General features: G+C 76.3%; 20 protein-coding genes. 16 read left to right on the top strand and 4 right to left on the bottom strand.

The annotated features are described in order from the left end of the window. Positions 1 to 169 precede the first annotated feature (169 nt). Positions 170 to 1,312 carry a hypothetical protein gene (locus tag D1J60_RS32285; RefSeq protein ID WP_125823547.1) on the top strand — a complete coding sequence of 381 codons (1,143 nt, stop codon included), beginning with the start codon at positions 170 to 172 and terminating at the stop codon, positions 1,310 to 1,312. A 5-nt stretch (positions 1,313 to 1,317) separates the two neighbouring features. After that, entirely contained in the window at positions 1,318 to 1,989 is a 672-nt protein-coding gene (locus D1J60_RS32280) for a hypothetical protein (protein WP_125823546.1), read from the top strand. On the opposite strand, the gene D1J60_RS32275 is transcribed toward D1J60_RS32280, so the two are convergent. From D1J60_RS32275 to D1J60_RS32265, 3 genes are read right to left on the bottom strand one after another with little or no spacing between them, the layout of a single operon-like run. Continuing rightward, positions 1,907 to 3,091 carry an anhydro-N-acetylmuramic acid kinase gene (locus D1J60_RS32275; RefSeq protein WP_125823545.1) on the bottom strand — a complete coding sequence of 395 codons (1,185 nt, stop codon included), beginning with the start codon at positions 3,089 to 3,091 and terminating at the stop codon, positions 1,907 to 1,909. The two genes, D1J60_RS32280 and D1J60_RS32275, sit on opposite strands and share 83 nt — an antisense overlap. Next, positions 3,088 to 4,416: an MFS transporter gene (locus D1J60_RS32270; protein WP_125823544.1), complete on the bottom strand. Its 1,329-nt coding sequence runs from the start codon at positions 4,414 to 4,416 to the stop codon at positions 3,088 to 3,090. The genes D1J60_RS32275 and D1J60_RS32270 overlap by 4 nt, the downstream gene beginning before the upstream one ends. Positions 4,417 to 4,419: 3 nt before the next feature. Continuing rightward, a complete protein-coding gene (locus D1J60_RS32265) occupies positions 4,420 to 5,841 on the bottom strand; it encodes an Ig-like domain-containing protein (protein ID WP_241253478.1) in 1,422 nt (473 codons plus the stop codon). Positions 5,842 to 6,011: 170 nt separating this feature from the next. Here D1J60_RS32265 and D1J60_RS32260 point away from each other — a divergent pair, with 170 nt between their 5' ends. The 11 genes from D1J60_RS32260 to D1J60_RS32210 all read left to right on the top strand — a co-directional run bounded on the left by D1J60_RS32260 (position 6,012) and on the right by D1J60_RS32210 (position 23,301). Further along, entirely contained in the window at positions 6,012 to 6,632 is a 621-nt protein-coding gene (locus D1J60_RS32260; RefSeq protein WP_125595292.1) for an L-threonylcarbamoyladenylate synthase, read from the top strand. Positions 6,633 to 7,061: 429 nt separating this feature from the next. Then, complete coding sequence (locus tag D1J60_RS32255; protein WP_164721015.1) at positions 7,062 to 8,801, top strand: AfsR/SARP family transcriptional regulator; 1,740 nt, start codon at positions 7,062 to 7,064, stop codon at positions 8,799 to 8,801. A gap of 75 nt (positions 8,802 to 8,876) precedes the next feature. Then, positions 8,877 to 11,069, top strand: a complete 2,193-nt coding sequence (locus D1J60_RS32250; RefSeq protein WP_125823543.1) for a TOMM precursor leader peptide-binding protein — start codon at positions 8,877 to 8,879, stop codon at positions 11,067 to 11,069. Beyond that, on the top strand, positions 11,059 to 12,966 hold the full coding sequence (locus D1J60_RS32245; RefSeq protein WP_164721014.1) for a TOMM precursor leader peptide-binding protein: 1,908 nt from the start codon (positions 11,059 to 11,061) through the stop codon (positions 12,964 to 12,966). The genes D1J60_RS32250 and D1J60_RS32245 overlap by 11 nt, the downstream gene beginning before the upstream one ends. Positions 12,967 to 13,019: 53 nt before the next feature. Beyond that, positions 13,020 to 14,570, top strand: a complete 1,551-nt coding sequence (locus tag D1J60_RS32240) for a SagB family peptide dehydrogenase (RefSeq protein ID WP_125823542.1) — start codon at positions 13,020 to 13,022, stop codon at positions 14,568 to 14,570. A gap of 30 nt (positions 14,571 to 14,600) precedes the next feature. Further along, positions 14,601 to 17,369 (top strand): lantibiotic dehydratase, encoded by a 2,769-nt coding sequence (locus tag D1J60_RS32235; protein ID WP_125823541.1) that lies wholly within the window; start codon positions 14,601 to 14,603, stop codon positions 17,367 to 17,369. Continuing rightward, positions 17,357 to 18,412 carry a lantibiotic dehydratase C-terminal domain-containing protein gene (locus D1J60_RS32230; protein WP_125823540.1) on the top strand — a complete coding sequence of 352 codons (1,056 nt, stop codon included), beginning with the start codon at positions 17,357 to 17,359 and terminating at the stop codon, positions 18,410 to 18,412. The genes D1J60_RS32235 and D1J60_RS32230 overlap by 13 nt, the downstream gene beginning before the upstream one ends. Positions 18,413 to 18,426: 14 nt before the next feature. After that, entirely contained in the window at positions 18,427 to 19,509 is a 1,083-nt protein-coding gene (locus D1J60_RS32225) for a M50 family metallopeptidase (RefSeq protein WP_125824318.1), read from the top strand. Between the two features lie 59 nt (positions 19,510 to 19,568). Next, positions 19,569 to 20,585 (top strand): ABC transporter ATP-binding protein, encoded by a 1,017-nt coding sequence (locus D1J60_RS32220; RefSeq protein ID WP_241253477.1) that lies wholly within the window; start codon positions 19,569 to 19,571, stop codon positions 20,583 to 20,585. After that, positions 20,582 to 21,337, top strand: a complete 756-nt coding sequence (locus tag D1J60_RS32215) for an ABC transporter permease (protein WP_125595287.1) — start codon at positions 20,582 to 20,584, stop codon at positions 21,335 to 21,337. Before D1J60_RS32220 ends, D1J60_RS32215 begins: the two co-directional genes overlap by 4 nt. Beyond that, entirely contained in the window at positions 21,334 to 23,301 is a 1,968-nt protein-coding gene (locus tag D1J60_RS32210) for a TOMM precursor leader peptide-binding protein (RefSeq protein ID WP_206436607.1), read from the top strand. The genes D1J60_RS32215 and D1J60_RS32210 overlap by 4 nt, the downstream gene beginning before the upstream one ends. 127 nt (positions 23,302 to 23,428) lie before the next feature. Here D1J60_RS32210 and D1J60_RS32205 read toward each other — a convergent pair whose 3' ends face one another. Next, a complete protein-coding gene (locus tag D1J60_RS32205; RefSeq protein WP_007268044.1) occupies positions 23,429 to 23,602 on the bottom strand; it encodes a thiazolylpeptide-type bacteriocin in 174 nt (57 codons plus the stop codon). A 150-nt stretch (positions 23,603 to 23,752) separates the two neighbouring features. On the opposite strand from D1J60_RS32205, the gene D1J60_RS32200 reads away from it, so the two are divergent. The 3 genes from D1J60_RS32200 (at position 23,753) to D1J60_RS38750 (ending at position 26,335) form a co-directional block, all read left to right on the top strand. Continuing rightward, the gene (locus D1J60_RS32200; RefSeq protein WP_125823539.1) at positions 23,753 to 25,090 is read left to right on the top strand and encodes an amidohydrolase; all 1,338 of its coding nucleotides are present in this window, start codon (positions 23,753 to 23,755) and stop codon (positions 25,088 to 25,090) included. Further along, positions 25,087 to 25,320 (top strand): DUF6296 family protein, encoded by a 234-nt coding sequence (locus D1J60_RS32195; protein ID WP_125823538.1) that lies wholly within the window; start codon positions 25,087 to 25,089, stop codon positions 25,318 to 25,320. The genes D1J60_RS32200 and D1J60_RS32195 overlap by 4 nt, the downstream gene beginning before the upstream one ends. A 118-nt stretch (positions 25,321 to 25,438) precedes the next feature. After that, positions 25,439 to 26,335, top strand: a complete 897-nt coding sequence (locus D1J60_RS38750; protein ID WP_277607520.1) for a carbonic anhydrase — start codon at positions 25,439 to 25,441, stop codon at positions 26,333 to 26,335. The last annotated feature ends 27 nt before the right edge of the window (positions 26,336 to 26,362 follow it).

The raw sequence follows: 26,362 nt of genomic DNA, 5'->3' as shown, positions 1-26,362 counted from the left end.
TCGACACTAGCAGTCATGATCAGTCGCTCTGGGTGACCGGGCCGTGGGTGGGGCCGCGCCGTGCGCGGGGGTGGGACCGGACGGGGCGGGGGTGGGACCTGACGGGAGGGACCGGAACGGGGTCTGCGCCTCATGCCGCCGGGGTGGCGGCCGCCGGATCGTGAGCGGCATGTCCGCACACCTCTCCTCCGTCCGCATCGACCGGTCCCTGCTCGCCGGCCCGGTGCACGTCCCCGTGCAGATCCGCTGCGGCGACGGCCCGTCGGACGGACTCCCCCACGCCCTGTCTGACCTCGCCCCGGGCCGGATCGCCCTGGTCACCGACCCCGGGCTGCCGCGCGAGCACGCGGCGCGCCTGCTGCGCCTGCTGGGCGCGGCCGCGCCCACCGGGGTGCTGTGGCCCGACGGCGACGGCCCCCTGGCGGTGCCGGACGGCGCCCTCGCCGTCGCGCTCGGCGGCAGCCGCGTGATCGAGGCGGCCGACCGGGCGCGGTGCCCCGACGGCACCCGGCCGGCCCTGGTCCGGCTGCCCACCACGCTGCGGGCCATGACGGACACGGCCCTGTCGGTGGCCGGGCCCGCCGGCCGCGTCGCGGCGCCGGCCCTGGTCCGGATCGACCTGGAGTACCTGGCGACGCTGTCGCCGCACCGGCTGCGCGCCGGGCTGGCGCCGCTGCTGCGCACCGTGCTGGCCGTCGTACCGGCGTCGGCCGGGCGGGTGGCCTCCCGGCTGCGGCCCGGCGGCGGGTACGACCCGCAGGCCCTCGCGTCGTACGTCTCGCTCTGCCTGGAGGCCCGGGCCGCGCTCTGCTCCCACGACCCGCTCGGCCGCGGCCCCGCGGCCGCCCTGCGCTACGGCGAGCCCGTCGCCAGGGCCGTGCGGGGCCTCGCCGGGCCGGGCCTCCCGTACGGGGACGCGCTCGCCCTGGGCCTGCGCGCCGCCGCCGCGGTGTCCCGCCGCCGGGGCCTGCTGGGCCGCGCCGACGAGGCGGCCCACGAGGAGCTGCTGGCCGCCGCCGGCGCCGCCCGGACCCTGCCCGACGGGATCCGCCCGCGCGACCTCGCGGCCGCCGTGACCGGGGGCCGGGAGGAGGCCCGCATGGTGCTGCTGCGCGGGCTGGGAGACCCGTACGCCCACCACGGCTCCCTGCTCGCGCCGGTCCGCGCCGAGGAGCTGGAAGCCGCGCTCGCCGAACTCGTGCCCGCCGCCCGGCGGATCCCGGTACCCGACCGGGACCGCGCCCGGGTCTCCGTCCCGGGCGGCCGGGACGGCGGGCTCCCCGCCCCGGGCGGGGCCGTCTCAAGGAAGTGATCACCATGTACGCGTTCCTCGGCCACTACGGCGCCGGCCTCCCGGCGCACCGGCTGCACGCCGCCGCAGCGCGGCTGCGCACCGGCCCTTCCGGCGGGATCCGCCTGAGCCGCGGCGAGGGGTGGGCGCTGGCGTCCGGCCGGGTCTTCGACCGGGGCGGCGTCGCGGTGGCCCTCGACGGCGGGATCGGGGGCCGGCTCGCCCTGGCCACCCGGCTGGAGGTCCGCGGCCTCCCGGTCGCCGACCGCAACGACGCGGCGCTGGCGCACTCCGCCTTCGCGCTGGACGGCGCGGGGTTCGCGGCGCACGTCGCGGGCGCGTACGCGGCGGCCGTGGTCGACGCCCGCGCCGAACCGGTGCTGGTGCTGGCCGCCGCCGGGGCGGGCGGCACCCCGCTCTACTACCACTGGGAGCCGCAGGAGGGCCGGTTGTGCTTCGCCTCCGCCCTGCCGGCGCTGCTCGCGCTGCTGCCGGACCGGCCGGGGCCGCGGGTGCGGGTGCTGCCGCCCGGGACCAGCGCCGTCTGCTGCCGGCACGGCCGCGCGCGGCCATCGCCCCGCGCGGCGTCGGGCGGGCTCACGGTGGCGGGCGGGCTCACGGTGGCGGCCCGACGGCGATCCGTACCGGCGGCCGGGAGGGCACGGGCGGCAGCCGCAGCGGTGCGCGCCCCGGGGTGAGGGAGCCGAGCACGCGGGGCCCCCGGGCCCCCGTGCACCCGGGCGCGTTGCCGGGCAGGCCGTGCAGGGCGAGGTAGCCGAGCACGGCGAAGGCGTACGCCTCCTTGGCGGCGGCGGGCAGTCCCAGGGCCGCCGAGTCCAGCAGGGCGGTGCGCGGGGGCAGTTCCTCGCGGAGCACGGCCATGAGGGCCGGGTTGCGGGTGCCGCCGCCGGAGACGACGACCTCGGTGACGCGCAGGGGGCGCAGGGCGTCGGCGACGGTCCGGGCGGTGAGCCGGGCCAGGGTGGCGAGGAGGTCCTGCGGCGCGAGGGGGGCGCAGCCGTCGAGGGCGGCGCGCAGGTGGCCGTGGTGGAAGAGCTCCTTGCCGGTGGTCTTGGGCGCGGGCAGCCGGTAGTAGGGCTCGGCGAGCAGGCGCAGCAGGAGCGGTTCGTGGACCCGGCCGGCGGCGGCGAGGGCGCCGTCCTCGTCGTATCCGAGCCGGCCGCCGGTGAGTTCGCGTACGGCGGCGTCCATCAGGGCGTTGCCGGGGCCGGTGTCGAAGGCGACGGGCGGCCCGGCCTGCGGCAGGGCGGTGAGGTTGGCGATGCCGCCGATGTTGAGGGCGGCGGGGGTGCCGGGGCGGCCGCGCAGCAGCATCAGGTCGACGAGGGCGACGAGCGGGGCGCCCTGGCCGCCGGCCGCGATGTCGCGCGGGCGGAAGTCCGAGACGACGGGGCGTCCGGTGGCCTCGGCGATCCAGGCGGGGCGGCCGAGCTGGAGGGTGCCGTGGACCTGGCCGGCGTCGCTCCAGTGGTAGACGGTCTGGCCGTGCGAGGCGATCAGTTCGGCGCGGCCGGCGCACAGTTCGCGGTCGGCGCGGGCCGCGAGGGCGGCGAAGGCCTGCCCGATGCGGGTGTCGAGGAGGCAGACGTCGGCCAGGGTGGTGGGGGCGGGCGGCAGGGCCGCCGCGAGCGCGTCGCGCAGTGCGGTCCCGTAGGGGGCGCTGACCAGTCCGAGCGGGACCAGCCGCAGGGTCTCGCCGCCGTCCTCCGGGGTGATGCGGGCGGCGGCCGCGTCGACGGCGTCGTACGAGGTGCCCGACATCAGGCCGATCACCCTCATCGCAGGGGCCTTCGGTGGTCGTCGCCGCGCACCCCGGCCAGGGCGAGGGCGCTGAGGGCGCAGGTGCCGGCGGCGTAGTAGGCGGGGACGTCGTGGTCGCCCGTGGCGGCGGTCAGGGCGGTGATGACCAGGCCCGCGCAGCCGGAGAACACGGCGCCGGTGAGGGCGTACGCCAGCCCGAGCCCGGTGCAGCGCACCCGGGCGGGGAACATCTCGGCGAGCATGGCGGGCCCCGGGCCGGCGAGGAGCCCGACGGTGGCGCCCGCGCCGAGGACGGCGGCGGCCTTGACGGGGGCGCCGGCCGCCGGGTCCTGGAGGAGGTGGAACAGCGGGAGGGCGAGGAGGGTGACGCCGAGGGCCCCGGCGAGCATGACCGGGCGGCGGCCGACCCGGTCGCTGAGGATCCCGGCGGGCAGGATGGCGGCGGCGAAGCCGAGGTTGGCGAGGGCGGTCGCGGTCAGGGCCTGCCGGAAGGAGGCGCCGAGGGTGGCCTGGAGGTAGGAGGGCAGCACCACGAGGAAGGTGTACCCGGCTGCGGACCACCCCATGAGCCGCCCCACCCCGAGCCCGACGGCGCGCACGGTCCCGACGGGCAGCACGGTCCCGACGGCCCTCCGCCCGGGCTCCCCGGCAGCGGGCGGGGGCGGGGGCGGGGGCGGGTCGTCGGGGAGGCCCGTGCGCAGGCGGTACGCGGCCAGGCCGAGCGGGAGGGCCAGCAGGAACGGGACGCGCCAGCCCCAGGCGTGCAGGGCGGCGGGGGTGAGCAGCGCGGCCAGGAGGGCGGCGACGGCCGCGCCGGCGAGCAGGCCCAGGGCGACGGTGAAGGACTGCCAGGCTCCGTGCCGGCCCCGCCGGCCCGGCGGGGCGGATTCCGCCATCAGGGCCACGGCCCCGCCGAACTCCCCGCCCAGGCAGAGCCCTTGCAGTACGCGGAGCAGGGTGAGCAGCCACGGCGCGGCGACGCCGATGGTGTCCCGGTCGGGGAGCAGCCCGATCAGGGTGGTGGCGAGGGTCATCAGGGCGATGACGAGGACCAGGGCGGGGCGGCGGCCGGCGCGGTCGCCGATGCGGCCGAAGAGGACGGCTCCGGCGGGACGGAAGAAGAAGGACACCGCGAAGGAGGCGTAGGCGGCGACCAGCGGGCCGGCGCCGCCCTGGCCGGCCGCGTGCGCGGGGGTGAAGAACCGGTCGGCGATGACCGTGGCGAAGGCCCCGTACACGCCGAACTCGTACCACTCGGTGAAGTTCCCGGCGGAACCCGCGAGCAGGACCCGGCGCGGTCCGGGGGCGGACCGGGCCGGGCGGGTCGGCGTGAGGCGGGACACCGCTCAGGTCGTCGGGTCGAGGCGGGAGGGGGCGTCCGTCGTGCGGTCCGCGGCGGCCGCCGCCGGGGTCAGGGCGCTGCCCGAGAGCCAGGTGCGCCAGTCCAGGTTCCAGTCGCCGATGCCGTTGCCGAAGGGGTCCATCCGCTCGCCGCCGCTGTTGACCACCTCGACGATGTCGCCCTCGCGGACGGTCTCGTAGAACCAGGCGGCGTCCTCGGTGGACATGCCGGTGCAGCCGTGGCTGACGTTCTCCTCGCCCTGCGAGTCGACGGACCAGGGCGCGGCGTGGACGTACTCGCCGCTCCAGGTGACCCGGGTCGCGTAGAGGACGGGGAGGTCGTAGAACTCCTTGGTGCCCTTCTTGATGCCGACGCTGTCGCCGCGCATGCGGACCTTGGCCTCCTTGCCGAGGACGACCTTGATGCCGCTGCGGGTGAGGAAGCCGGCCTTCCCGGTGGTGACGGGGATGGTCCTGATGACGCGTCCGTTGCGGCGTACGGTCATTTCGTGGGCGGCGGAGTCGGTGACGGCCTCGATGCGGTCCGCGACGGTGAACTCCAGGGGCTCGGAGGGGCCGCCGTAGCCGTGCTCGCCGAGTTCGACCCCGTCGAGGCCGCTGCGGACGCGGACGACGGTGTGGGCGGGCCAGTAGGTGCGGGGCCGGAAGTGCAGGGTCGAGCTGTCGACCCAGTGCCAGGCTCCCTCCACCCGGGGGCGGGAGGTGACCTGGAGGGCCTGCTCGACGCGGGCGCGGGCTTCGGGGTCGTCGGCGGGGACGGGGTGGCTGAGTTCGGCGGTGACGACCTCGCCGGCGCCGTACGTGCCCGGGCCGGGGCCGAACTCGGCGGTGATCCTGTTCCCGTCGGCGGGCGCGTCGGGCGGCGCGGTGCGGAAGGCCATGCTGACGCCGACGGGGGCGCCGCGGCCGTCCTGGGCGCCGACGCGGACGGTGTATCCCTCCCCCGCGCGCAGGGGTTCGGTGTTGCGCCAGTGCCCGCCGTCGGGGCCGAGTTCGCCGGCGAGGTGGCGGCCGTGCCCGTCGGTGACGGTGACGTCGGTGAGGCGGCCGGCCTCCGCCCGGGCGAGGCGGATCTCCAGCGGGGAGCCCGAGTCGGTGGGGAGTTCGCCGGCGTCCGGGAGGGCCGGGTCCCACAGGACGGCGCCGCCCCGGGCGGTGGCGAGCACCCGCTGCTCCCGCCAGGTGCCGCAGCGGCCGCCGCGGAAGGCGCCGGCGGCGCACCAGACGGCGTCGTCCGCGCGGACCCCGCCGTCCAGGGCGTGGCCGACCAGGAGGGTGACCGCGGCCTCCGGGGCGGCGGCGGGTGCGGCCTCGGCCGTGCCGCCGGGTGCGTGGGCGAGGGCCAGCGCGGCGGCCCCCGTCACCGCGGTGACCGCGGTCCACGCCTTCGTCCGTGACATCGCCACACAGCCCTCCCAGTCGTCCTCCGGCCGTCTGGCAGCATCAAAGGGGACGGGAAGCCGAACCGATGATCATAAACTCGGCTCTGCGGCCGAACGGGCGTCGCAAGTGAACCCGGACGGAGTACCGGGTGCGAGCTCCGGAGCGTGGCGGTCCGGTCCCGTAGGCTCGGCGGATGGCGAAGTACTTCGACGTTCACCCCGAGAATCCCCAGCGCCGCACCCTGACCGGCGTGGCGGACTCCCTCCGCTCCGGCGCGCTCATCGCGTACCCCACGGACTCCTGTTTCGCGCTGGGCTGTCAGCTGGGCAACCGCGACGGCCTCGCGCGGATCCGGTCGATCCGCAACCTCGACGACAAGCACCACTTCACCCTCGTGTGCGAGAACTTCGCCCAGCTGGGGCAGTTCGTGTACGTGGACAACGACGTGTTCCGGGCCGTCAAGGCGGCGACCCCGGGCGCTTACACCTTCATCCTGAAGGCCACCTCGGAGGTGCCGCGCCAGCTGATGCACCCGAAGAAGAAGACGGTCGGGGTCCGGATCCCGGACCACGTCGTCGCGCAGGCGCTGCTCGCGGAGCTGGGCGAGCCGCTGGTCTCCAGCACCCTGCTGCTGCCGGACGAGGAGGAGCCGCTGACGCAGGGCTGGGAGATCAAGGAGCGGCTCGACCACGTGGTGGACGCCGTCGTCGACTCCGGTGACTGCGGGACCCGGCCGACCACCGTCATCGACTTCTCCGGCGGCGGGGCGGAGATCCTGCGCCGCGGGGCGGGCGACACCGCGCGCTTCGAGTAGTCCTCTCGCGATCCTCCTGCCACGGCGGATTCCGGTTCCGGACCACTATCCGGAATCCGCCAATCCGCCATCCGATCCGGCCATGCGGGAGCCGATCGGGAATGCTCGTTCCCTCCGTACTCAAGCGATCCTTTATCGCGACTCGTTTAGCTGTGAACAGAATTGCCGAACCGCCGGTAACTCCACGGATCCCCGGAGTGACAGAGAGGAGGAGACGGCCGGGTGTGCCGGAATTGATCCGCATCCGAACTCGACTTTCACAAGATCCGTTCTGTAGGGTTCCAGTTATTCACCGCCCAACGGGGGGCGGCGAGCGGCCGCGGGCACTGGTCCGGACTTTTCCGGAGGCGTGTCCGTCACGCCGGCTCGCGGGAATGACGCCCCCGTCACGCTCATTTGCGACACGTGACCCGACACGGGGGACCACCAATGCGGTTCCAGCTTTTGGGGCCCTTGAGTATTGCGCACGGCCCCGAGACAGTAGTTCTCAAACCATCCAAACCGACCAGCCTCCTCGCCGCCCTTCTGCTCCATCCCGGGACGGTGGTTTCCACCGGCTATCTGCTGCGTGCCGTATGGGACGAGGAACCTCCCGCGACCGCCCGGGCCGCACTCCAGACCTGTGTGCTGCGGCTGCGCAGGTTATTCGCGAAATACGGAATATCCGCGACCACCATCGAGGCCGTGCCGGGCGGTTACCGGATGCGCAACGACACCGAAACGCTCGACCTCGCGCTGTTCCGGTTCCTGACCGCGCAGGCGCGGGCGGCCTCCGGGACCCCGGAGGAGCTGTACCGGCTGCGCGAGGCCCTCTCCCTCTGGCAGGGGCAGCCCCTGTCGAACGTGGCCTCGGGCATGCTCCAGCGGGACGCGGTGCCGGCCCTCGAACAGGAGCGGCTGCGGGTCCTGGAGCGGGTGTGCGACCTCGAACTGGCCGCCGGGAACTGCCATCAGGTACTCGTCGACCTGTACGAGGGCGCCCGCCACCGGCCCGTCCGCGAGCGCTTCACCGAGCAGCTCGTCGAGGCCCTCTACCGCACCGGCCGGCAGGCGGAGGCGCTGGCCGAGTACCGCGCCGTGCGCGAGCGGCTGCGCGAGGAACTCGGCGTCGACCCAGGCCCGGGCCTGCGCCGCCTGGAGATGGCGATCCTGCGGGCCGAGGAACTCGGCCCGGCCGCCCGCCCCCTGGCGCCCGAACGGGCCCCGCGGCACGCCGCCCTCGCCGTCCGCGACCGCAGCGCCCCCGGGCCCGCCGGACCACCGCCGGTGCCCGGCTTCGCCGGACGCGGTGCGGACCTGCGCGCCCTGGCGGACCGCCTCACCGACCCCCGCGGCCCCCGGCTGCTGGTCGTCTGCGGAGCACCCGGGATCGGCAAGTCGGCGCTCGCGCGGCAGAGCGCGTACGAGATGCGGACGGCCTTCCCGGGCGGGGTGTCCGCCATCGACCTGACCCGGCCCGACGGCAGCCCCCTGGACGCCGGGGAGGCCCGGGCGCTGCTGCCCGGGCCGGGCGGCGACGGCCGGCGGCTGCTGGTCCTCGACAACGCGGCCGGAGCGGGCCAGGTGCTGCCGCTGCTGCCGGAGACCGCCGGCGCCACGGTCCTGGTGACCAGCCGGCGCGCCCTGGCCGCGGCGGTCGCCACGCACGGCGGCTTCGTGCACCGGCTCGACGTGCTCTGCCCGGCCGAGGCGCACGCCCTGCTCGCGGGGCTCGTCGGAGCCGAGCGGATCGCCGCCGAGGAGCAGGCCGCGCGTGAACTGGCCGCCGTGTGCGGGTGGTTCCCGCTCGCACTGCGGATCGCCGCCGGACGGCTGCTGACCCGGCCGGGACTGTCCGTCGCCGACTGCGCGGCCTGGCTGGCGGCGGACCCGCCGGGCCGGCTGGCCCTGGCCGAGGACCCCCGGCTGTCCGTGCCGGAGGTCCTCGGGCGGGCCGTGGGCGCGCTCCCGCCCGAACTGCGCGAGGCGTTCCTGCTGCTGGGCTCGCTCGAGCCCGGCTCCGGTCCCGCCACAGCCGCGGAAGAGAGCGTGCTCGAACAGCTCGTGGAGGCCGGGATGCTGGAGGACGGACCACCCGGCGAGCCCTACCGGATCCACGCCTTCCTCCGCGGGTACGCGCGGTGGCTGGCCCGGGACCGGGCCGGCACCGCGGCCCTCCTGCCCCGCTGAGGCGGCCCCTGACGCCTCCCCGACATTTCCCACCTCACGTCTTCGTCCCCACCTGACCGCAAACAGAGGTGTTCCATGTCCCTGGACAGCTATCAGCACGTTGCCGCGACACGCCCCCGGATCCGCCGGGACGTGCTCTTCACCGAGACGCCCGACGGGGTGCTGTTCCACAACTCCGACGGGGGTTTCCGCCTCACCGCCCGCACCGCCTACCGGTTCGCCACGCTGATCGTCCCGCACCTGACCGGCGAACACACCGTCACCGAGCTGTGTCAGGGCCTGGGCGACACCCAGCGCGCCATGGTCGGCGAACTCGTCAAGACCCTGTACGAACGGGACTTCGCCCGCTCGGTCGCCGAACCGGCCGACGCCGGCCGGGCCGCCGCGCCCCCGCCGCCGGACGTGGCGCGCAGATTCGCGCCGCAGATCGCCTACGCCGACCACTACGCCGATGACGCCGAAGCCCGCTTCCTGCGCTTCCGCGGCACCCGGGTCGCCGTCCTCGGCGAGGACGCGGTGGCCCGCTGGTGCGCGCTGAGCCTGGTGCGCAACGGCTGCGCCACCATCGGCGTGCTGCCGGGCGCCGACGCGGAGGAACTGCTGGCCGAGGCGGCCGAGGCCGTCGCCGACGGCTGCCCGGTACAGGTCCGCACGCTGCCCGCAGACCCGCTCGGCTGGGCCGCCCTGGCGGAGTACGACTTCGTCGTGGTGACCGGCGGGGCGGCCGCCCCGGCCCGGCTGCTGCCGCTGCTGCGCGCCGGGATCCCCGAGGGACGCACCCTGCTGCCCGCCTGGTCGTACGGGAACGACGTGGTGGTCGGCCCGCTCATGGCGCACGGCACCGCCGGCTGCTGGTCCTGCGCGGCCCTGCGGCTGGGCTCGGCGCGCGGCGGCCCGGCCGCGGCCGCGCTGTGGAGCGCCCTCGCGCTGCCGGAGGCGCCCCTCGCCGAGGGCCCGGTGCCGGGTCGGCCGCTGGCCGCGATGATCGGCAACCTGCTGGGGTACGAGGTGTTCCGCGCGGCCTCCGGCTCGCTGCCCGCCGAGACCGCCGGACGGCTCCTGGTCCAGGACACGGCCTCGCTGGACGTCACCGCCGAGCCGCTCCTGCCGCACCCGCGCTGCCCGTTCTGCGCGCCCGGCGAGACCGAGGCCGCCCCCCTGGACCTCAGCGCCGCCGGCACCTCGGGCACGCCCGAGCTGCCGACGCTGGAGACCGCCCGGGAGGCGGACGCGCTGGTGGAGGAGCTGAACCGGCGCTCCGCCCTGGTGCGCCCGTACGCGGGGGTGTTCACCCGGTACGCGGACGAGGAGCTGACCCAGATCCCGCTGAAGGCCGGGGTGGTGGAGTTGGGCCTCGGACACGGGCGGACGCGCACCGTGGCCGCGTTCGACGTCCACCACGTGGCCGGGGCGCGCATGCGGGCCCTGGACGCGGCGGCGCTGGTGTACGCGGAGCACGTGGTGCCGGCCCGCGGCGTGACCGGCGGCGGAACGCCGGGCACCGTTCCCGCGGCGGCGCTGGCGACGGCCTCCGGGATACCGGGCGGGGCGTCCGCGTACCAGCCCGCGGTGTCCCTGCTGACGAAGGAGCCCGCGCTGGTCCCGGCGGGCGCGGTACGGCCGTTCGGGCCGCACAACGCCGGGCGGCTCTTCGAGCGCACCCGCGCGGGTGCCGGCGCCGGCCCCTCCCCCGCCGACGCCGCCGCGGCCGGGCTGCTGTCGGCGCTCGGGCACGCCGCGCTGCTGCGGGCGGTGCGCGGGGACCTGGCGGCCCGGGTGCCCCTGCCGGAGCGTGACGGGGAGGACGCCGAACTCGTCTTCCTGCTGCGCTCGGCGGACCGGCTGGAGCTGGAGCCGGAGCTGCTGGACCTCGGGGAGGGCGCGTGCTCCGGGGTGCAGGTGCTGCTGGCGCGCGCCGGGGAGCGCTGGGCGCTGGGCGAGGGTCTGGACCGGCGTACGGCGGCGGTGGCGGCCCTGCGGGAGCTGCTGGGCGCCGCGCAGTACGGTGCGGACTCCGCCGACGCGGGCCGCGATCCCCTGCTGCGGGACCTGGACCCGCGCGCGCTGGCGGTGTCCGCGGAGCCGGCCGCGCCCCTGGGGACGGAGCCCGGCACGCCCTGGGAGCGGGTGCTGGAGCGGCTCGCCGGGGCGGGGCTCGACGCGTACGCGGTGCCGACCGGGTCGGCGGACCTGGCCGGGGCGGGGATCCACACCGTGCGGGTGCTGCTCGCGCGGGTGGCGGTCCGGGAGTCCGGCGATGACGCGTAGCGGCCCCGCCGCGGTGGCGGACGGGCTCGGCGAGGAGGCCGGGCGGTTCACGGGGCTGCTGGAGCGGGCGGTGGCCGCGCTGGGCGGGCCGCCGGTGTCGGTGCGGGCGCTGGGGCTGCGGGACGCGTTCCGGGTCGCGGACCGGGAGGCGCCGGCGGGCGCGGTGCCGGTCGCGCTGTACGGGCACCAGGCCGTGGTGGGCCCCCTCCCGGGGGACGGGCCGGGGTGCGCGCTGTGCCTGGAGCGGCGCTGGCAGGCGGTGCGGTCGGTCGCGCTGCGGGACGCCCTGGAGCTGGGCGGCGGGACCCGGGCGGCGGGCGGCTGGCCGTACGCGCACGCCTTCGCCGCCGACGCGCTGGCCGCGCTGGTGGTCTCGGCGGCCTCCGGCGCCGCCGGGGCGGCGGGCGGGGCGTTCCCCGGGGTGTGGGTGCTGGACCTGCGCGGCGGGGGCGTGCGGCGCTACCCGCTGGTGCCGGACCCGGAGTGCCCGGTGTGCGGGACGCCCGAGGCGGACGCGGCCCGGGCGCTGGATCCGGAGCCGGCGCCCAAGTACCGGCCGGGGGCGTTCCGTACCCGGCCCGTGGAGGCGTACGCCATCGACGTGGCGGCGTTCGCGAACCCGCTGTGCGGGGCGCTGGGGCCCTCGCTGGTGCAGGACGTCTCCTCGACGTCCACCTCGGCGACCATCGGCTGCTTCTCGATGCGCTCGGGCGAGTACCTGCGCGAGACGTTCTGGGGCGGGCACACCGACTCCTTCGACCGCAGCGCCCGCGTCGGGGTGCTGGAGGGGCTGGAGCGGTACGCGGGGATGCGCTCGCGCTCGCGCACGACCAGCGTCACCGGCTCGCTGAACGGCTTCGGCGCGCGGGCCGTCGACCCGCGGGTGGTGGGCCTGTACAGCGAGGCGTTCTACCGGGACAACCCCCGGGTGCGGCCCTTCGACCCCGACCGGGAGATCCCGTGGGTGTGGGGGTGGTCACTGCGCGACCGGGAGCCGAGGCTGGTTCCGGAGGTGCTGACGTACTACCACGCTCCGGGTCTGGAGAACCGGTTCGTGCAGGAGAGCTCCAACGGCTGCGCCTCGGGCGGGAGTCTGGCCGAGGCCGCCTATTTCGGGCTGATGGAGGTGGTCGAGCGGGACGCGTTCCTGCTCACCTGGTACGGGCGGCAGCCGCTGCCCGAGATCGACCCGGCCACCAGTTCCCGGCCCTCGACGCGGGCGATGGTGGACCGGCTGGCCCTGTACGGGTACCGGGCGCGGTTCTTCGACACGCGGATCGGCTTCCCGATCCCGGTGGTGACGGCGGTCGCCGAGCGGTTCGACGGCGGCCCGGGCCGGATGTGCTTCGGTGCCGGGGCCGGGCTGGACCCGGAGTCGGCGCTGGACTCGGCGCTGTGCGAGATCGCCACGGACGCGGTGAACCTGCCCGGCCGCACCGAGCGGGACGAGGAGCGGCTGCGCGCGATGGCGGCCGACTTCGACCTGGTCACCGCGCTGCACGACCACCCGCTGGTGTACGGGGTGCCGGAGATGGGCCGCCACGCGGACTTCCTGCTGCGCGGGCCCTCGCGGGGTCCGCTGCGGCCGGTGTCCTCGCTGCTGGGCCCCGAGGGGGTGTCGGACGACGTGGCCGTGGACCTGGCGCGGTGCGTGGAGGCCGTCGCCGCCGGCGGGTTCGACGTGGTGGTGGTCGACCAGACCCTGCCGGAGCAGCGGGCGCTGGGCCTGCACACCGTGAGCGTGCTGGTGCCGGGGCTGCTGCCGATCGACTTCGGCTGGTCGCGGCAGCGCGCCCTGGGCATGCCGCGCATGCGCACCGCCCTGCGCGAGGCGGGGCTGCGCGGGCGCGACCTGGAGCCGGCCGACCTCAATCCGGCCCCGCACCCCTTCCCCTGAACCGGCCGCCGGCCGCCGAGCGGCGGCACGGCCGCACGAACCGAGGAGGACCCGTGGGCTACGCCCATGACTACGCCAGCGCCATCCTGTACCGGGGCCGGGTGCCCATGGAGCCCGTCGACTTCGTGCCCGACTGGGCCGACCGCCCCCGCAAGGCGAAGTACTACCCCGGCGCGGAGACCCTGCCGCTGCCGGATCCGGCGGCCGGCGGGCCGCGCCCCGCACCGGGGTTCGACCTGCCGCTGCTGTCCGGGATGCTCCAGGAGTCGTACGGCCTGACCGGCCGGCGCCTGGGCGTGCAGGCCAACACCGATCTGGCGGCGCTCCCCCACTACACGCAGGCCAACTGGTCGCGGGGCACCGCCTCGGGCGGCGGGCTCTACCCGGTCGGCGTGTACTGGGCGGCCGGCGCGGGCGGTCCGCTCGCCCCGGGCCTGTACCACTACGCCCCGCACCAGCACGGGCTGCGCCGGCTGCTGGCCGGCGACGTCACCGGTGATGTGCGTCAGGCGCTGGGGCTCGGCCCGGGCGAGGGCTCGTCGCAGTACCTGGTGCTGAGCGTCAAGTACTGGCAGAACTCCTTCAAGTACAACAGCTTCTCCTTCCACGCGGTCAGCATGGACGTGGGCGCGCTGGTGCAGACCTGGCGGCTGTGGGCCCGGGCGTACGGGCTGCGGATCGCGCCCGTGCTCTGGTTCGACGAGGAGCGCCTCGCCCGGCTGCTCGGCGTGACCGCCGGGGAGGAGGGCGTCTTCGCGGTGATCCCCCTGGAGTGGGAGGGCGGTGCCGCTGGCGCCGCCGCGGGGGCGCCGTCGACGGGCGCCGGCGTGCGGCACCGGGACGCGGAGCGGTCCCGCACCGTGCTGGCCTTCGAGACGCTGGAGCGGATCCACGCGGCCACCCTCGGCCGGGCCGGTGACCGTCCGGCGCCCGGCGCGCTGGACGCGGCCGCCGCGTACCCGCCGCGGGGCGGGGAGCCCGTCCCGCTGCCCGCCCCGCCGGCGCCCCCGATGGGGGAGACGGCCGCGCTGCGGGCCCGGCGCAGCAGCTTCGGCCGGTTCGACGCCACCCGGGCGGTGACGGCGGAGCAGCTGGCGGCGGCGCTCGCGGAGTGCGCGGCGACCCGGCCCGGCAGTGAGGCGGAGCGGCCCGACGGGCCGCCGCTGACCTCCCTGTACGCCTTCGTCAACCACGTCGAGGGGATCGAGCCGGGCAGCTACGCCTACGACGCCGAGGCGCACGCGCTGCGGCTGGTGGTACCGGGTCCGCCGGGGCCGTTCCTCCAGGCCAACTACTTCCTGTCCAACTACAACCTGGAGCAGGCGGGCGCCGTCCTGGTGCCGACCGTGCGGACCGCCGCCGTCCTCGACGCGGTCGGCGACCGCGGCTACCGCCTGATGGGGGCGGCCGTCGGGGCGGTCGCGCAGAGCTTCTACGCCACCGCCGCCGCGCACGGGCTCGGCGCGGGCGTGGCGCTGGGCTTCGACAACGTCTCGTACGCCGAGCGGCTGGGGCTGGCGGACACCGACGAGGCGCCGCTGCTGATCATGCTGCTCGGTCACGAGCGGCCGCGGCCCGCCGACTTCCGCCACGAGATCGCCTGACCGGGCCACGAGAGACGCAGGGGACACAGGATGGACACCACCACCGGATGGCACACCGGCGAGCGCTTCATGCTGCGCGTCGCCGGCCTGCCGCTGGCCGCGGCCGACGCGCTGCGCTGCGCGGACACCGGGCGCTGGGCGGCCGACGTGCTCGCGGCCGAGGAAGCGCTGCGGGCGGACGCGCAGTGGCTGAGCGAGGTGCTGCACCGGGCGGTCGGCGCGACCGACCCGGAGCCGGGCGGGCCGGGCGCGGCGCTCCGGCGCGAACTGCTGGGCCTGCGCCGCCGGATCCACAACGGCCGCGTGCCCGCCGATCCCGGGTCCGCCCTGCGGGCGGTGGCGGGCCTGGGCGAGGAGGCGGGCGAGCGGCTGGCGCTCTGGCTGGAGCGGACCCGTGAGCTGGAGAAGCTGCTCGCCGAGGGGGAGCCGCTGCTCGCCGCCGATCTGGGCCGGGGGCGGGCCGCGCTGCGCGGGCTGCTGGAGGACGACCGGCTGCGGCACGGGCTGCTGCTGGCCTCGCCCGTGCTGGAGGGGCAGCTCGACGCGTACCTGGCGGCGACCGCCGGGGGCGGGGAGCCGGGGGGACGGGCGCGCAAGGCCGAGCGCTCGGTGCTCTCGTACCTCTACCGCACCGCCTGCAAGACCAGCCCCTTCAGCACCTTCACCGGGGTGGCGACGGGCCGGTTCACCCCCGGGGCGGGGGCGGACGGCATCCGGGTGGAGGACGCCTGGAGCAGCCACGTCCGGCTGAACGTGGTGGTGCTGGCGCGCCTCGCCGAGCTGGTCCTCGCCGACCCGGTGCGCCGCCGGGACCTGCCGCTGCGCCCGGCGCCGGGCTGGGGCCGGGAGGACGACCGGATCCGGTACGTGCGGCGCTCGGTGACGGCCGGCGACGACTCGGCCGCCGTCACCTTCGACGCGGTCAAGGACCGGCTGTTCTTCCTGCGCCGCAGCGGCACCCTGGACCGGCTGCTCGCCCTCTTCGCCGAGCGGGCGGAACGGGCCGGCGGCGGCGAGCCCGAGCTGCGCCACCACGAGCTGGCCGACTGGCTGGCCGCCGAGCACGACGCGGCCCCCGAGGAGTGCGAGGCGTACATCGGGGCCCTCCTCCAGCTCGGCATGGTCCGCGTCCCGTGCCTGGACACCGAGGTGCACAGCGGGGACCCCGTACGGTCCTTCCAGCGGGCCCTGTCCGGCCTGGAGCGGGCCTGGGCCGACGAGCTGGCCGCGCTCCTGGAGGAGCCCGCCCGGCTGCTGGAGCGCTATCCCCTCGCCGGCCGCGCCGAGCGCCGGGAGCTGCTGTCGGCCCTGCGCGCCGCGCTGCGCCGGGTCCAGGAGGAGCTGGGCGCGCCGGCCGACGCGCCGCTGCCGCAGACGCTGGTGTACGAGGACACCAGCGCGGGCCGCGACCTGGCGGCGGCCCCTCCGTCCTGGGCGGAGCCGGGCTCGGGCGGCGGGTCGCTGCGCTCGGTCGAGCGGATCCTGCCGGCCTTCGACCTGACGGTGGCCCAGCGGATCACCTTCGAGGGGTTCTTCACGGCCCGCTACGGCCCGGGCGGACGGTGCGAGGACCTGCTGGGGCTGGTGCACGACTTCCACGAGGACTTCTTCGACCAGTACCTGTCCTTCACCGCGCGCCGCACCCCCTTCGACGCGCGCGGCGAGTACGTGCCGGAGGAGAACTGGCTGGGCCTGCCGGGGATCCGGGCGCTGGACGCGGCGCGGCGGGCCTTCACCGGCCGGATGCGGGCGCACTGGGCCGCGTACGAGGAACACGGCGCGGGCGGCGGCGAACTGCGGCTGTCCGGGGAGGACGTGGAGGCGGTCGCGGCCGAACTGGAGCCGGTGGTGCCCGGCTTCGCACCGCGCTGCCACCACCTCCAGCTCGCCCGGGACCCGCGGACGGGCGCGGAGCTGACCGTGCTCAACCGCTCGTACGGCGGGCTCTCCTTCCCGTTCAGCCGGTTCACGCACCTCTACCCGGAGCCGGCCGGGCTGGACGGCGAGCTGCGCGCGGCGGCCGCCGCGGTCACCCCGCCCGGGGCGGTGTTCGCCGAGGTGACGGGCGGGGCGGTGACCACCAACCTGAACCTGCACGGGCGGCTCACCGAGTACGAGATCGTCTGCCCGGGCGAGAGCGGGACCCTGCCCGAGGAGCGGCTGCTGCGCCTGGACGACCTGTACGCGGAGCACGTGCCGGACACCGGCCGCGTGGTGCTGCGTTCGCGGCGGCTGGGCCTGGAGGTGATCCCGGTCTACCTCGGGTACCTGGTGCCGCTGGCGCTGCCGGCGGTACCGCGCACCCTGCTGCTGCTGTCGCCGTCCTCGATGTCCCCGCTGGACGTCTGGGCGGGGGTGCCGGAGGGCGTCCCGCACGCCGGGGTGACGACGCGGCCGCGGGTGGTGCACGGGGACCTGGTGCTGAGCCGGCGCAGCTGGACGACCACGGCGGGCGAACTGCCCGCGCACGGGGCGCGGGAGGCGGGGCACTTCCTGGAGTGGCAGCGCTGGCGGCGGGCGCACGGGCTGCCGGAGCGGGTGTTCGCGACCGTGTCGGCGGGGCCGTCCGCGCTCGGGGCGAAGCCGCAGTACGTGGACTTCTCCAGCCTGTTGTCCCTCGCGGCGTTCGAGCCGCTGCTGCGCGAGGGGGACCACCGGGTCGTCTTCCGGGAGATGCTCCCGGATCCCGGGGGACTGCACGTCCGTTCGGCGCGCGGGGGGCACGTCGCCGAGCTCGCCGTCGAGACCTTCACCACGACCGTCCGGACCGAGGAGGGCGCACCCGCATGTCTGAGCTGACCCCGACGCGTGGCGCGTGGCAGGCCATGCACGTGTTCTACGCCGCCAACCCGCAGCCGCTGCTGGTGCAGTGCGTGCGGCCGCTGATCGCCTCCCTGACGGCGGACGGGCTGCTGGCCGGGCACTTCTTCATCAACTACTGGCTGGAGGGCCCGCACGTCCGGCTGCGGCTGCGGCCGGTGAGCCCGCAGGCGGAGCCGGAGGTGCGCCGCCGGGCCGAGGAGGCCGTGTCGGCGTTCCTGAAGGCCCGTCCGGCGCTGTACGAGGTGGACTCGGGCTTCCTCAACGAGTTCTACAACACCCTGTTCGACATCGAGTTCCCGGAGGGGGACCGGGCCGCGTTCATGGGCGAGGACGGCCGGATGAACCTGCGGCCCAACAACTCCTTCTCCTGGGAGCCGTACGAGCCGGAGTACGGCAAGTACGGCGGTCCGGCCGGGGTGGAGCTCGCGGAATGGCACTTCGCGCACTCCAGTGACCTCGTCACGGAGGCGCTGGGGTCGATGAACCTGCACCTGCGGACGGTACTGCTGGGCACCTCGGCGCAGCTGATGATGGTGATGGCCGGGGTGTTCCTGCCCGGCCGCGAGGAGCTCGGCGACTACCTGGACAGCTACTACCGGTTCTGGCACCGGGCGTTCCCCGGCACCGGTTTCATCGGCTCGAGCGAGTACGACCGGACGTACGAGCAGACGGGCCCGGGTCTCGGGCGGCGGTTCGAGGCCGTGCTGGAGGCGCTGGGCTCCGGGGAGACGGGCCGGCTGCCGGGCTTCCTGGCCGGCTGGGCCGAGCACTGCCGTGAGCTGCGGCGGCGCGCGGAGGCGCTGGCGGTGGCCGGGGAGCTGGTGTTCCGGTCCTGGGACGGGAGCCGTGACGAGCGGGTGAGCGATCCGGCGGCGGCGCTGCCGCTGCTGCTGTCCCCGTACATGCACATGACCAACAACCGGCTGCACGTGACGATCCGGGACGAGGCCTACCTCTCCCACCTGCTGGGCCGGGTGCTGCGCGAGGGCGCGGGGACCGGCCCGGTGGTCGTGCCGTGACCGCGCCCCCGGAGATGCTCGGCCACCGGCCCGCCCTGCGGGCCGGGGTCCTGCTGTCGCCGCCGCTGCTGAACGGCGCGGCCGTGGTGCACCTGGTCAAGGACCCGGTGTCCGGGGCGGCGTTCGAGATCGGGCCGAAGGAGTACTTCCTCGTGTCGCGGCTCGACGGCTCGCGCAGCCTGGCGGAGATCGGCGAGGCGTACGGGCGTGCCTTCGGGCGGCGGCTGGGCGAGCGGAACTGGCAGCAGCTGCTCGGGCTGCTCGGCACCCGGCGGCTGCTGGCCGGCGGCCCGGCTCCGCAGGCGCAGGCCGGCCCCGGGCCGCAGCGGACCGGGACCCTGCTGCGCGGCACCCTGCGGCTGGTCGCGGACGCCGACGCCACGACGGCCTGGCTGCACCGCGTCCTGCGGCCGGTGCTGCGGCCGGCGGTGCTGGGCGGGCTGCTGCTGGTCCTCCTGGCGATGGAGGGGTGGCTGGCGGCTTCGGCGGGCACCCTGTCCGGCGACCTGTGGTGGCTGCTGGGGCGTCCGGCGCCGCTGCTGGCCGTGGCCTCGCTGCTGTGGCTGAGCACGGCCCTGCACGAGTTCGCCCACGGGATAGCGGCCCGGCACGTCGGCGGCACCGTCGGGGAGATCGGGCTGCGCTGGCGGCTGCCGATGGTGATCATGTACTGCCGGGTCGACAACTACCGCTACCTGCCGCGCCGCCGCGACCAGCTGGCCGTGGCCGGCGCGGGCGCCTTCGCCAACCTGCTGTTCCTGCTGCCGTTCTGCGCCTGGTGGGCGGCGCTCCCCGCGGGCGACCCCACCCGCCGGGTGCTCGGCGCGCTGCTGCTCCTCGGCAGCGCGCAGGCCCTGGTCAACCTCGTCCCGCTGCCGCCGCTCGACGGCTACACCCTGCTCGGGCACGCGCTGCGCGTGACCCGGCTGGCGCCCGCCAGCTCGGCGTACCTGCGGCTGCGGATGCGGGACAAGGCCGCCGCGGCCGCCTACCCGGTACGGGCCCGGCGGCTGTACCTCGGTTACGGGATCGGCTCGGCCGTGCTGGTCCTGCTGCTGGCCGCGGGGCTCGCGGCCGCCGTCGTACTCACCGTCTGACACCCCCGGCCCCATCTCCGTCCCCCATCCGATTCCGACACCGAGGGAACCGCACGCCCATGACAACTGACCGCACTCCGCCGCCCGACGCGCCCGTCGCCGTCGCCGTCCGGGAGGTCCGCAAGCGCTACGGGGACCGCCAGGCCGTGGACGGGCTCTCCCTCGACGTGCGCCGCGGCGAGTTCTTCGGACTCCTCGGCCCCAACGGGGCGGGCAAGACCACCTTCATCGAGATCGTCGAGGGCCTGCGCCAGGCCGACTCGGGCACCGTCGAGGTCCTCGGGCACGCCCCCTGGCCGCGCAACACGGCGCTGCTGCCCCGGATCGGCGTCCAGACCCAGGCCTCGGCGTTCTTCGTCCGGCAGACCGCGCGCGAGCACCTCGTCACCGTCGCCGGGCTGTACCGCAAGGACGCGGCCGCCGCGGACCGCTCGCTGGCGCTGGTCGGGCTGACCGAGCAGCGCGACGTGCTCGTGGAGAACCTGTCCGGGGGCCAGCGGCAGCGGCTCGCCATCGCCTCCGCGCTGGTCCACGACCCCGAGCTGATCTTCCTCGACGAGCCGACCGCCGCGCTGGACCCGCAGGCCCGCCGGGACCTGTGGCAGGTGCTGCGCGCCCTGAAGGGCGAGGGCCGCACCATCGTCTACACCACCCACCACCTCGACGAGGCGGAGGCCCTGTGCGACCGGGTGGCCATCCTCGTCGGCGGCCGGATCGCCGCGCTGGACTCCCCGCACCGGCTGATCACCTCCGCCGGGGCCCGGACCCGGCTGCTGGTCCCCGAGGGACGGATCACACCGGCCGATGCCGCCGTGCTGGACGGCGTGGACCGGGTCGGCGAGCAGGGCGGCTCGCTGGTGCTGGAGACGTCGGTCCCCGGCAAGGTGCTCCAGGCCGTCGACGCGCTCACCGGGCTCGACGGGGTGATCACCCGTACGGCCACCCTGGAGGACGTCTACCTGGAGCTGACCGGCAACGCCGCGGCCGGCGGCTCCTCCCCCGCCGCAGGCGGCTCCCCCGCCGAGGGCTCCCCCGCCGAGGGCACGCCCGCACACACCCTGGAGTCCCGCGCATGAGCGCCTACACGGCACTGACCGCAGCCGGCTACCGGGCCCAGGTCCGGGACAAGGCCACCCTGTTCTTCACCTTCGCCTTCCCGCTGCTGTTCCTCGTCGTCTTCGGCCTGATCTTCAGCGGGCAGGACGTGGAGCAGAGCGGCCGCCCGTACATCTCGTACATCGCGCCCGGCGTGATGTCCTGGGGCGTCGCCAACGCCGCCGTGTTCGGAATCGCGTTCACGCTGATGCAGTGGCGCCGCGACGACCTGCTGCGGCTGATCCGGCTCAGCCCGACGCCGCTGACGACGGTGCTGGCCTCCCGCTACGTACTGGCGCTGGTGGTCGGCGTGGTGCAGGCCGCGGTGTTCGTCGCGGTCGCCATGCTGCCCGGCTTCGGGCTGGAACTGGACGGGCGGTGGCCGCTGGTGCTGCCCGCGCTGGTCCTCGGCATCACCGCCTTCATGGCCATCGGGGTGATCGTCGGCAACTACGCGCGGACTCCCGAGGCCGTCGCCGCCATCGCCAACTGCATGATGGTGCCGATGGCGTTCCTGTCGGGCTCCTTCCTGCCGCTCGACATGATGCCGTCCTGGCTGCGCACGGTCTCGCGGGTGCTGCCGCTGCGCTACCTCAACGACGCCGCCTCCGGGGCCCTCACCGGCACCGGCTCCCTCGCCTCGATCGGGATCGGCTGCGCGGCGCTGGCCGGCTTCGCCCTCCTGTTCGGCGCGATCGGGCTGAAGACCTTCCGCTGGAGCGACCAGTCATGACCGGCACCGCGACGGAGACCGTACGGGCGGCCGCGGCCCCCGACGGCACCGCGCTGGAGGAGGCCCGCCGCCGGCTGGAGCGGGCCCTGGCCTCTGCCGCCGCCCCGGGCGCGGCGGCGCCGTACGTGGTCACGCTCGGGGTGCACGACGCCCTCGGGCCGCGTACCGGCGACCCGTTCGCCGGGGTCCGCCCGGCCGCCACCGTCCACCTAGGCGCGCAGGCGGTGCTGGTGGGGCCCTGGGGCGGGGACGGCACCGCCCCCGCCTGCGGGCAGTGCCTGGCGATGCGCTGGCAGCGGCTGCGCAGCAGGAGCGAACGGGACGCGCTGGAGACCGGGACCGGGCCGCGCACCCCCGTCTCGGCCCGGTGGCCGCGGCTGTCGCCGTACGTACGGGACGCGGTCGTGGCGCTGCACGCCGCCGTGGCGGGCGGCGAGGCGCGGGCCCCGGGCGCGGTGGCGGCCGACCGGGCGCTGCCCCAGGTGTCCCGGCTGGACCTGGAGACCCTCCAGGTGCGCACGTACCCGCTGGCCGCCGACCCGCTGTGCCCCGACTGCGGGCCGCGCGCCGCCGCCGCGCCGGCTCCCTTCACTCCCGCGTCCCGGCCCAAGCCGGACCCGGACGCGCAGCGGCTGCGGAAGGCGTCCTCGTACCCGGTGCCGCGGGAGGCGCTGGCCAATCCGGTGACCGGGGTGCTGGGCGGGGGCACGTGGATCAACGTGACCTCGCCGACCACCGCCCCGGTCGCGGGCAGCGTCTTCATGCGCGGCTACGCGGGGCTGACGGACGTCACCTGGAGCGGGCAGGCCAACAGCTTCTCCGCCAGCCGGGACCTGGCGTTCCTGGAGGGGCTGGAGCGGTACGCGGGCACCCACCGGCGCACCGGCACGGAGGCGCTCACCGCCTCGTACGCGGAGCTGGGCGACCGGGCCCTGGACCCGGCGGAGTGCGGGTTCTATCCGCCGGAGACCTACCGGGACGACCCGCTGGTGTCGCCCTTCGACCCGGAGCGGCCCATCCCCTGGGTGTACGGGCACTCGCTGCGTGACGACCGGCCGGTGCTGGTGCCGGCCCGGCTGGCGTACTACAGCGCGGGCCTGGCCGCCGACAACTTCGTCTTCGAGTGCTCCAACGGCTGCGCCATCGGCGGCTGCCCGGAGGAGGCACTGCTCGGGGCGCTGCTCGAGCTGATCGAGCGGGACGCGTTCCTGCTCGCCTGGTACGGGGGGCAGCGGCTGACGGAGATCGACCTGGACTCGGTACCGGGTCCGGCGGTGCGGATGATGGTGGACCGGGCGGCGTTGCAGGGGTACGACGTGCACGCCTTCGACAACCGGATCGACCTGGCGGTGCCGGTGGTGACGGGGCTGGCCGTGCGCCGGGACGGCGGGCCGGGGCTGTACTCGTTCGGCGCGGGCGCGGCGCTGGATCCGGCGTCGGCGGTGGAGGCGGCGCTGTCGGAGGTGCTCACCTACATCCCGCACCTGCCCCGGCAGGTGGCCGAGCGGCGCGGCGAACTGGAGGCGATGAGCCGGGACTTCCGCAAGGTGCTGCACCTGAAGGACCACGCCCAGCTGTACGGGCTGCCGGCGATGACCCCGCACGTGCGCGGCTACCGGGAGCCGCTCGGCGTGCGCTCGATGGCGGAGCTGTACGCGGGCTGGGAGTCCGGCGGGCGGCCGCGGACCGGCGACCTGCGGGACGACCTGCTGCTGTGCGTACGGGAGTTGACGGACGCCGGGCACGACGTGGTCGTCGTCGACCAGACCACGCCGGAGCAGCGCCGGATGGGGCTGAGCACGGTGTGCGCCGTGGTGCCGGGGCTGCTGCCGATCGACTTCGGCTGGTCGCGCCAGCGGGCCCCGTACATGCCGCGGCTGCGGACGGCCGCGATGCGGGCGGGGCTGCGCGACACCCCGCTGACGGACGCGGAGGTCCGTCTGGTGCCGCACCCGTTCCCCTGACCGTGCGGGGCCCCGGGGACCGCCCCGGGGCCCTTCGCGCCGCCGCTCGCGTGCCACGCCGGATGCCCCGGACCCCTTCCTTCGGGGTCCGGGGCATCCGGTGTCTGCGGGTGCGGCGCCGGGGGTGTCAGGCGCTGCAGGAGGTGGTGCTGGTGGTGGAGGAACAGGTCGAGGTGGAGCTGCAGCTCGTGGAGCCGGCGAGCACGACCTCGCTGGCGTCCGAGTAGTCCGAGATCTCGAAGGTCTCCGACTCCAGCTCCAGGATCTCGTCGGCGAGCGAGGCGAGCGGCGACTTCTCCATGGGACTCTCCTTCGGTTGGTTTCCCTTGGGGCCCTTCCAGGAGAACCCGCGCCGCCTTCACGTCACCTGTTCATCTCCTGACACTCCCCTGACAGGAAGTGTCAGCGCCTTGACAGTCCCGCCCGGGGCCGGTGGCCGAGCATGGTCGGCATGACCGCATCCGCGCCCGCGCTCCCCGGACTCCGGCCGCTGCTGCGGCCGTTGACGACGCTGTATCTGGACCTGCACCGGCATCCCGAGCTGTCGGGCCGGGAGGAGCGCACGGCCGCCCGGTTCGCGGACTGGCTGGAGTCCGCGGGGTACGCGACGGCGCGCGGGATCGGCGGGCACGGGGTGGCCGGGGTGCTGCGCCGGGGCGAGGGGCCGACGGTGGTGCTGCGCGCCGAGCTGGACGCGCTGCCGGTGCGGGAGACCACGGGGCTGCCGTACGCGAGCGAGGGCCCGGCGGCGCACGCCTGCGGGCACGACCTGCACCTGGCGGCGGCCGCCGGCACCGCCTCGCTGCTCGCGGGGGCCTCCGACGGGGCCTGGCGGGGCACGCTGGTGGTGGTGGGACAGCCGGCGGAGGAGACCCTGGAGGGGGCGCGGGCGATGCTCGCCGACGGGCTGTACGAGCGGGTGGGCCGCCCGGACGTGGTGCTCGCGCAGCACGCCGCCCCGCTGCCCGCCGGGATGGTCGCCCACGGGTACGGGCCGATGACCGCCGGCAGCGTGACCTTCCGGGTCGTGGTGCACGGGCGCGGCGGGCACGCGGGCGCCCCGCACCTGACGGTGGACCCGGTGGTGACGGCGGCGCACGTGGTGACGCGGCTGCAGACGGTGGTGGCCCGGGAGGCCGCGCCGTCGGAGCAGGTGGCGGTGACGGTGGGCTCGCTGCGGGCCGGCGAGCGGCCCAACGTGGTCCCCGACCGGGCGGAGCTGGGCATCACCGTACGGGCGGCCGGGGAGGCGGCGCTCGCCCGGGCGGCGGAGGCGGTCGAGCGGATCGTGCGCGCCGAGTGCGCCGCGTCGGGCTGTCCCCGGGAGCCGGAGATCGTCCGCGAGGGCTCCTCGCCCGTCACGCACCCCGATCCGGCCACGACGGCCGCGGTGCGGGCGGCGCACACGGCGCGGCTGGGGGCGGAGCGGGTGGCGATGTGGCCGCCGTCGCTGGCCACGGAGGACTTCGGGCTGTTCGGCGACGCGGGGCGGTCCCTGCACGGGGCGCGGGGGGTGCGGCTGGCGTACTGGATGCTGGGGGTGATCGGGCCGGCCGCGTGGGCGGCGGCGCCCGGGGAGGGCGCGGCGGCGAAGCTTGCGGGCCTCCCCGCCAACCACGCCCCGGACTTCGCCCCGGACGTCCGCACGGCCCTCCCGGCCGGGGTGGAGGCCCTGTCGTCGGCGGCCCTGGCCTGCCTGGGGCAGCTTCCGCGGGGCCGGGGGCATTCGCAAAGCCGGGGTAAAGCCGAAGGGCGGTCCGGCGGGGTACCGCCCACGATGGACTCATGAGCGTCCGACGGTACGAGCTGACCTTTCCCGGCGCCGACGGGACGGGCCTGGACACCGTGGTCGTGGAGCGCACGGAGCTGTCCGGCCCGGGCGGCCACCCGGTCTACGCCGACGCCTCCGGCATCGTCCGCGCGGAGATCAGCGACCGGGACGAGGTGCGCATGCTCGCCTCCGGCGGCCAGCAGGCCCTCGCCCACCCCACCGCGGCGCGCCGGCTGCCCGATTCCTGACCCCTGACGCTGTGCGCCGACGGCGGGAACGCGGGCTCCCGCCGCTCGCGCCTGCGCCGCTGCCGGCCGCCCTCCGTCCGATAGTCGCCAGGGTCACGACGAATCGGAGGAACGTGCGATGGACAGCACAGGACCACCGCGCCGCAGGGCGCTGCTCGCGGGCGGCCTCGCCGCCCTGGTGGGCGCGCTCTCGGCGTGCACGGCCGCCGGCACCCCGCGGGTCGCGGGTACGGCGGCACGGCCCGAGGCCGCCGCGCCGAACGCGACGCCGGCCACGCCGGCCACGCCGGACGCGGCCTTCGCCCGGCTGATGGAGGGCAACAGGCGCTGGGTGGAGGGCTCGCTCCAGCACCCCGACCGCGACCCCACGCGGCGTGAGCTGGTCGCGCACAGCCAGGAGCCGTTCGGGGTGGTGCTCTCCTGCATCGACTCCCGGGTGGCGCCCGAGCTGGTGTTCGACACCGGGCTCGGCGACCTGTACGTGCTGCGCACCGGCGGTCAGGCGGTCGGCCCGGTGGTGACCGGCTCCGTCGAGTACGGGCCGGTGACCGGCGGCACCCCGCTGGTGTTCGTGCTCGGGCACCAGCGCTGCGGCGCCATCGAGGCCGCGTACAAGGCCCTGCGCGACGGGAAGGACCTGCCGGGCAACCTCCGGGCGGTCCAGCAGGCCCTGAAGCCCGCGTACCTCCAGGTGGCGAAGGAGGGCGGCACCGGCGACCCGGTCGACCGGATGATCCGCGCCCAGATCAAGCTGACCGCCGACGACCTGCGCGCCAACGCGGATCTGGCGCCCCTGGTCAGGAAGGGGTCGCTCGTGGTCGTCGGCGGCTACTACTCCCTCGACACCGGCGAGGTGGAGGTCCTGACGGGCGCCCCCGCCGGCGCGGCGACGCCCAGCCCCGCCGGCACCGGCGCCGCCATCCCGGGGCCGTCCGCGCACCCGGAGCCCTCGGGCACCCCGGCCCCCAGGGGCACCGTGCCGATGGGGACGATGCCGGTGGGCACCCCCTCCTGAGTCCCCCGGCCGCGCACGAGCCCCCCG

The sequence above is a fragment of the Streptomyces sp. W1SF4 genome (assembly GCF_003950035.1).
GTDB lineage: Bacteria > Actinomycetota > Actinomycetes > Streptomycetales > Streptomycetaceae > Streptomyces > Streptomyces racemochromogenes.
The sequence above is the reverse complement of the archived record's forward strand: the minus strand, read 5'-3'. Positions and strand labels throughout refer to the sequence as shown.

Coding starts and splice junctions, on each gene's coding strand:
- D1J60_RS32285 (WP_125823547.1), top strand. CDS start 170: ATGTCCGCACACCTCTCCTCCGTCCGCATCGACCGGTCCCTGCTCGCC.
- D1J60_RS32280 (WP_125823546.1), top strand. CDS start 1,318: ATGTACGCGTTCCTCGGCCACTACGGCGCCGGCCTCCCGGCGCACCGG.
- D1J60_RS32275 (WP_125823545.1), bottom strand. CDS start 3,091: ATGAGGGTGATCGGCCTGATGTCGGGCACCTCGTACGACGCCGTCGAC.
- D1J60_RS32260 (WP_125595292.1), top strand. CDS start 6,012: ATGGCGAAGTACTTCGACGTTCACCCCGAGAATCCCCAGCGCCGCACC.
- D1J60_RS32255 (WP_164721015.1), top strand. CDS start 7,062: ATGCGGTTCCAGCTTTTGGGGCCCTTGAGTATTGCGCACGGCCCCGAG.
- D1J60_RS32250 (WP_125823543.1), top strand. CDS start 8,877: ATGTCCCTGGACAGCTATCAGCACGTTGCCGCGACACGCCCCCGGATC.
- D1J60_RS32245 (WP_164721014.1), top strand. CDS start 11,059: ATGACGCGTAGCGGCCCCGCCGCGGTGGCGGACGGGCTCGGCGAGGAG.
- D1J60_RS32235 (WP_125823541.1), top strand. CDS start 14,601: ATGGACACCACCACCGGATGGCACACCGGCGAGCGCTTCATGCTGCGC.
- D1J60_RS32230 (WP_125823540.1), top strand. CDS start 17,357: ATGTCTGAGCTGACCCCGACGCGTGGCGCGTGGCAGGCCATGCACGTG.
- D1J60_RS32225 (WP_125824318.1), top strand. CDS start 18,427: ATGCTCGGCCACCGGCCCGCCCTGCGGGCCGGGGTCCTGCTGTCGCCG.
- D1J60_RS32220 (WP_241253477.1), top strand. CDS start 19,569: ATGACAACTGACCGCACTCCGCCGCCCGACGCGCCCGTCGCCGTCGCC.
- D1J60_RS32215 (WP_125595287.1), top strand. CDS start 20,582: ATGAGCGCCTACACGGCACTGACCGCAGCCGGCTACCGGGCCCAGGTC.
- D1J60_RS32210 (WP_206436607.1), top strand. CDS start 21,334: ATGACCGGCACCGCGACGGAGACCGTACGGGCGGCCGCGGCCCCCGAC.
- D1J60_RS32205 (WP_007268044.1), bottom strand. CDS start 23,602: ATGGAGAAGTCGCCGCTCGCCTCGCTCGCCGACGAGATCCTGGAGCTG.
- D1J60_RS32200 (WP_125823539.1), top strand. CDS start 23,753: ATGACCGCATCCGCGCCCGCGCTCCCCGGACTCCGGCCGCTGCTGCGG.
- D1J60_RS32195 (WP_125823538.1), top strand. CDS start 25,087: ATGAGCGTCCGACGGTACGAGCTGACCTTTCCCGGCGCCGACGGGACG.
- D1J60_RS38750 (WP_277607520.1), top strand. CDS start 25,439: ATGGACAGCACAGGACCACCGCGCCGCAGGGCGCTGCTCGCGGGCGGC.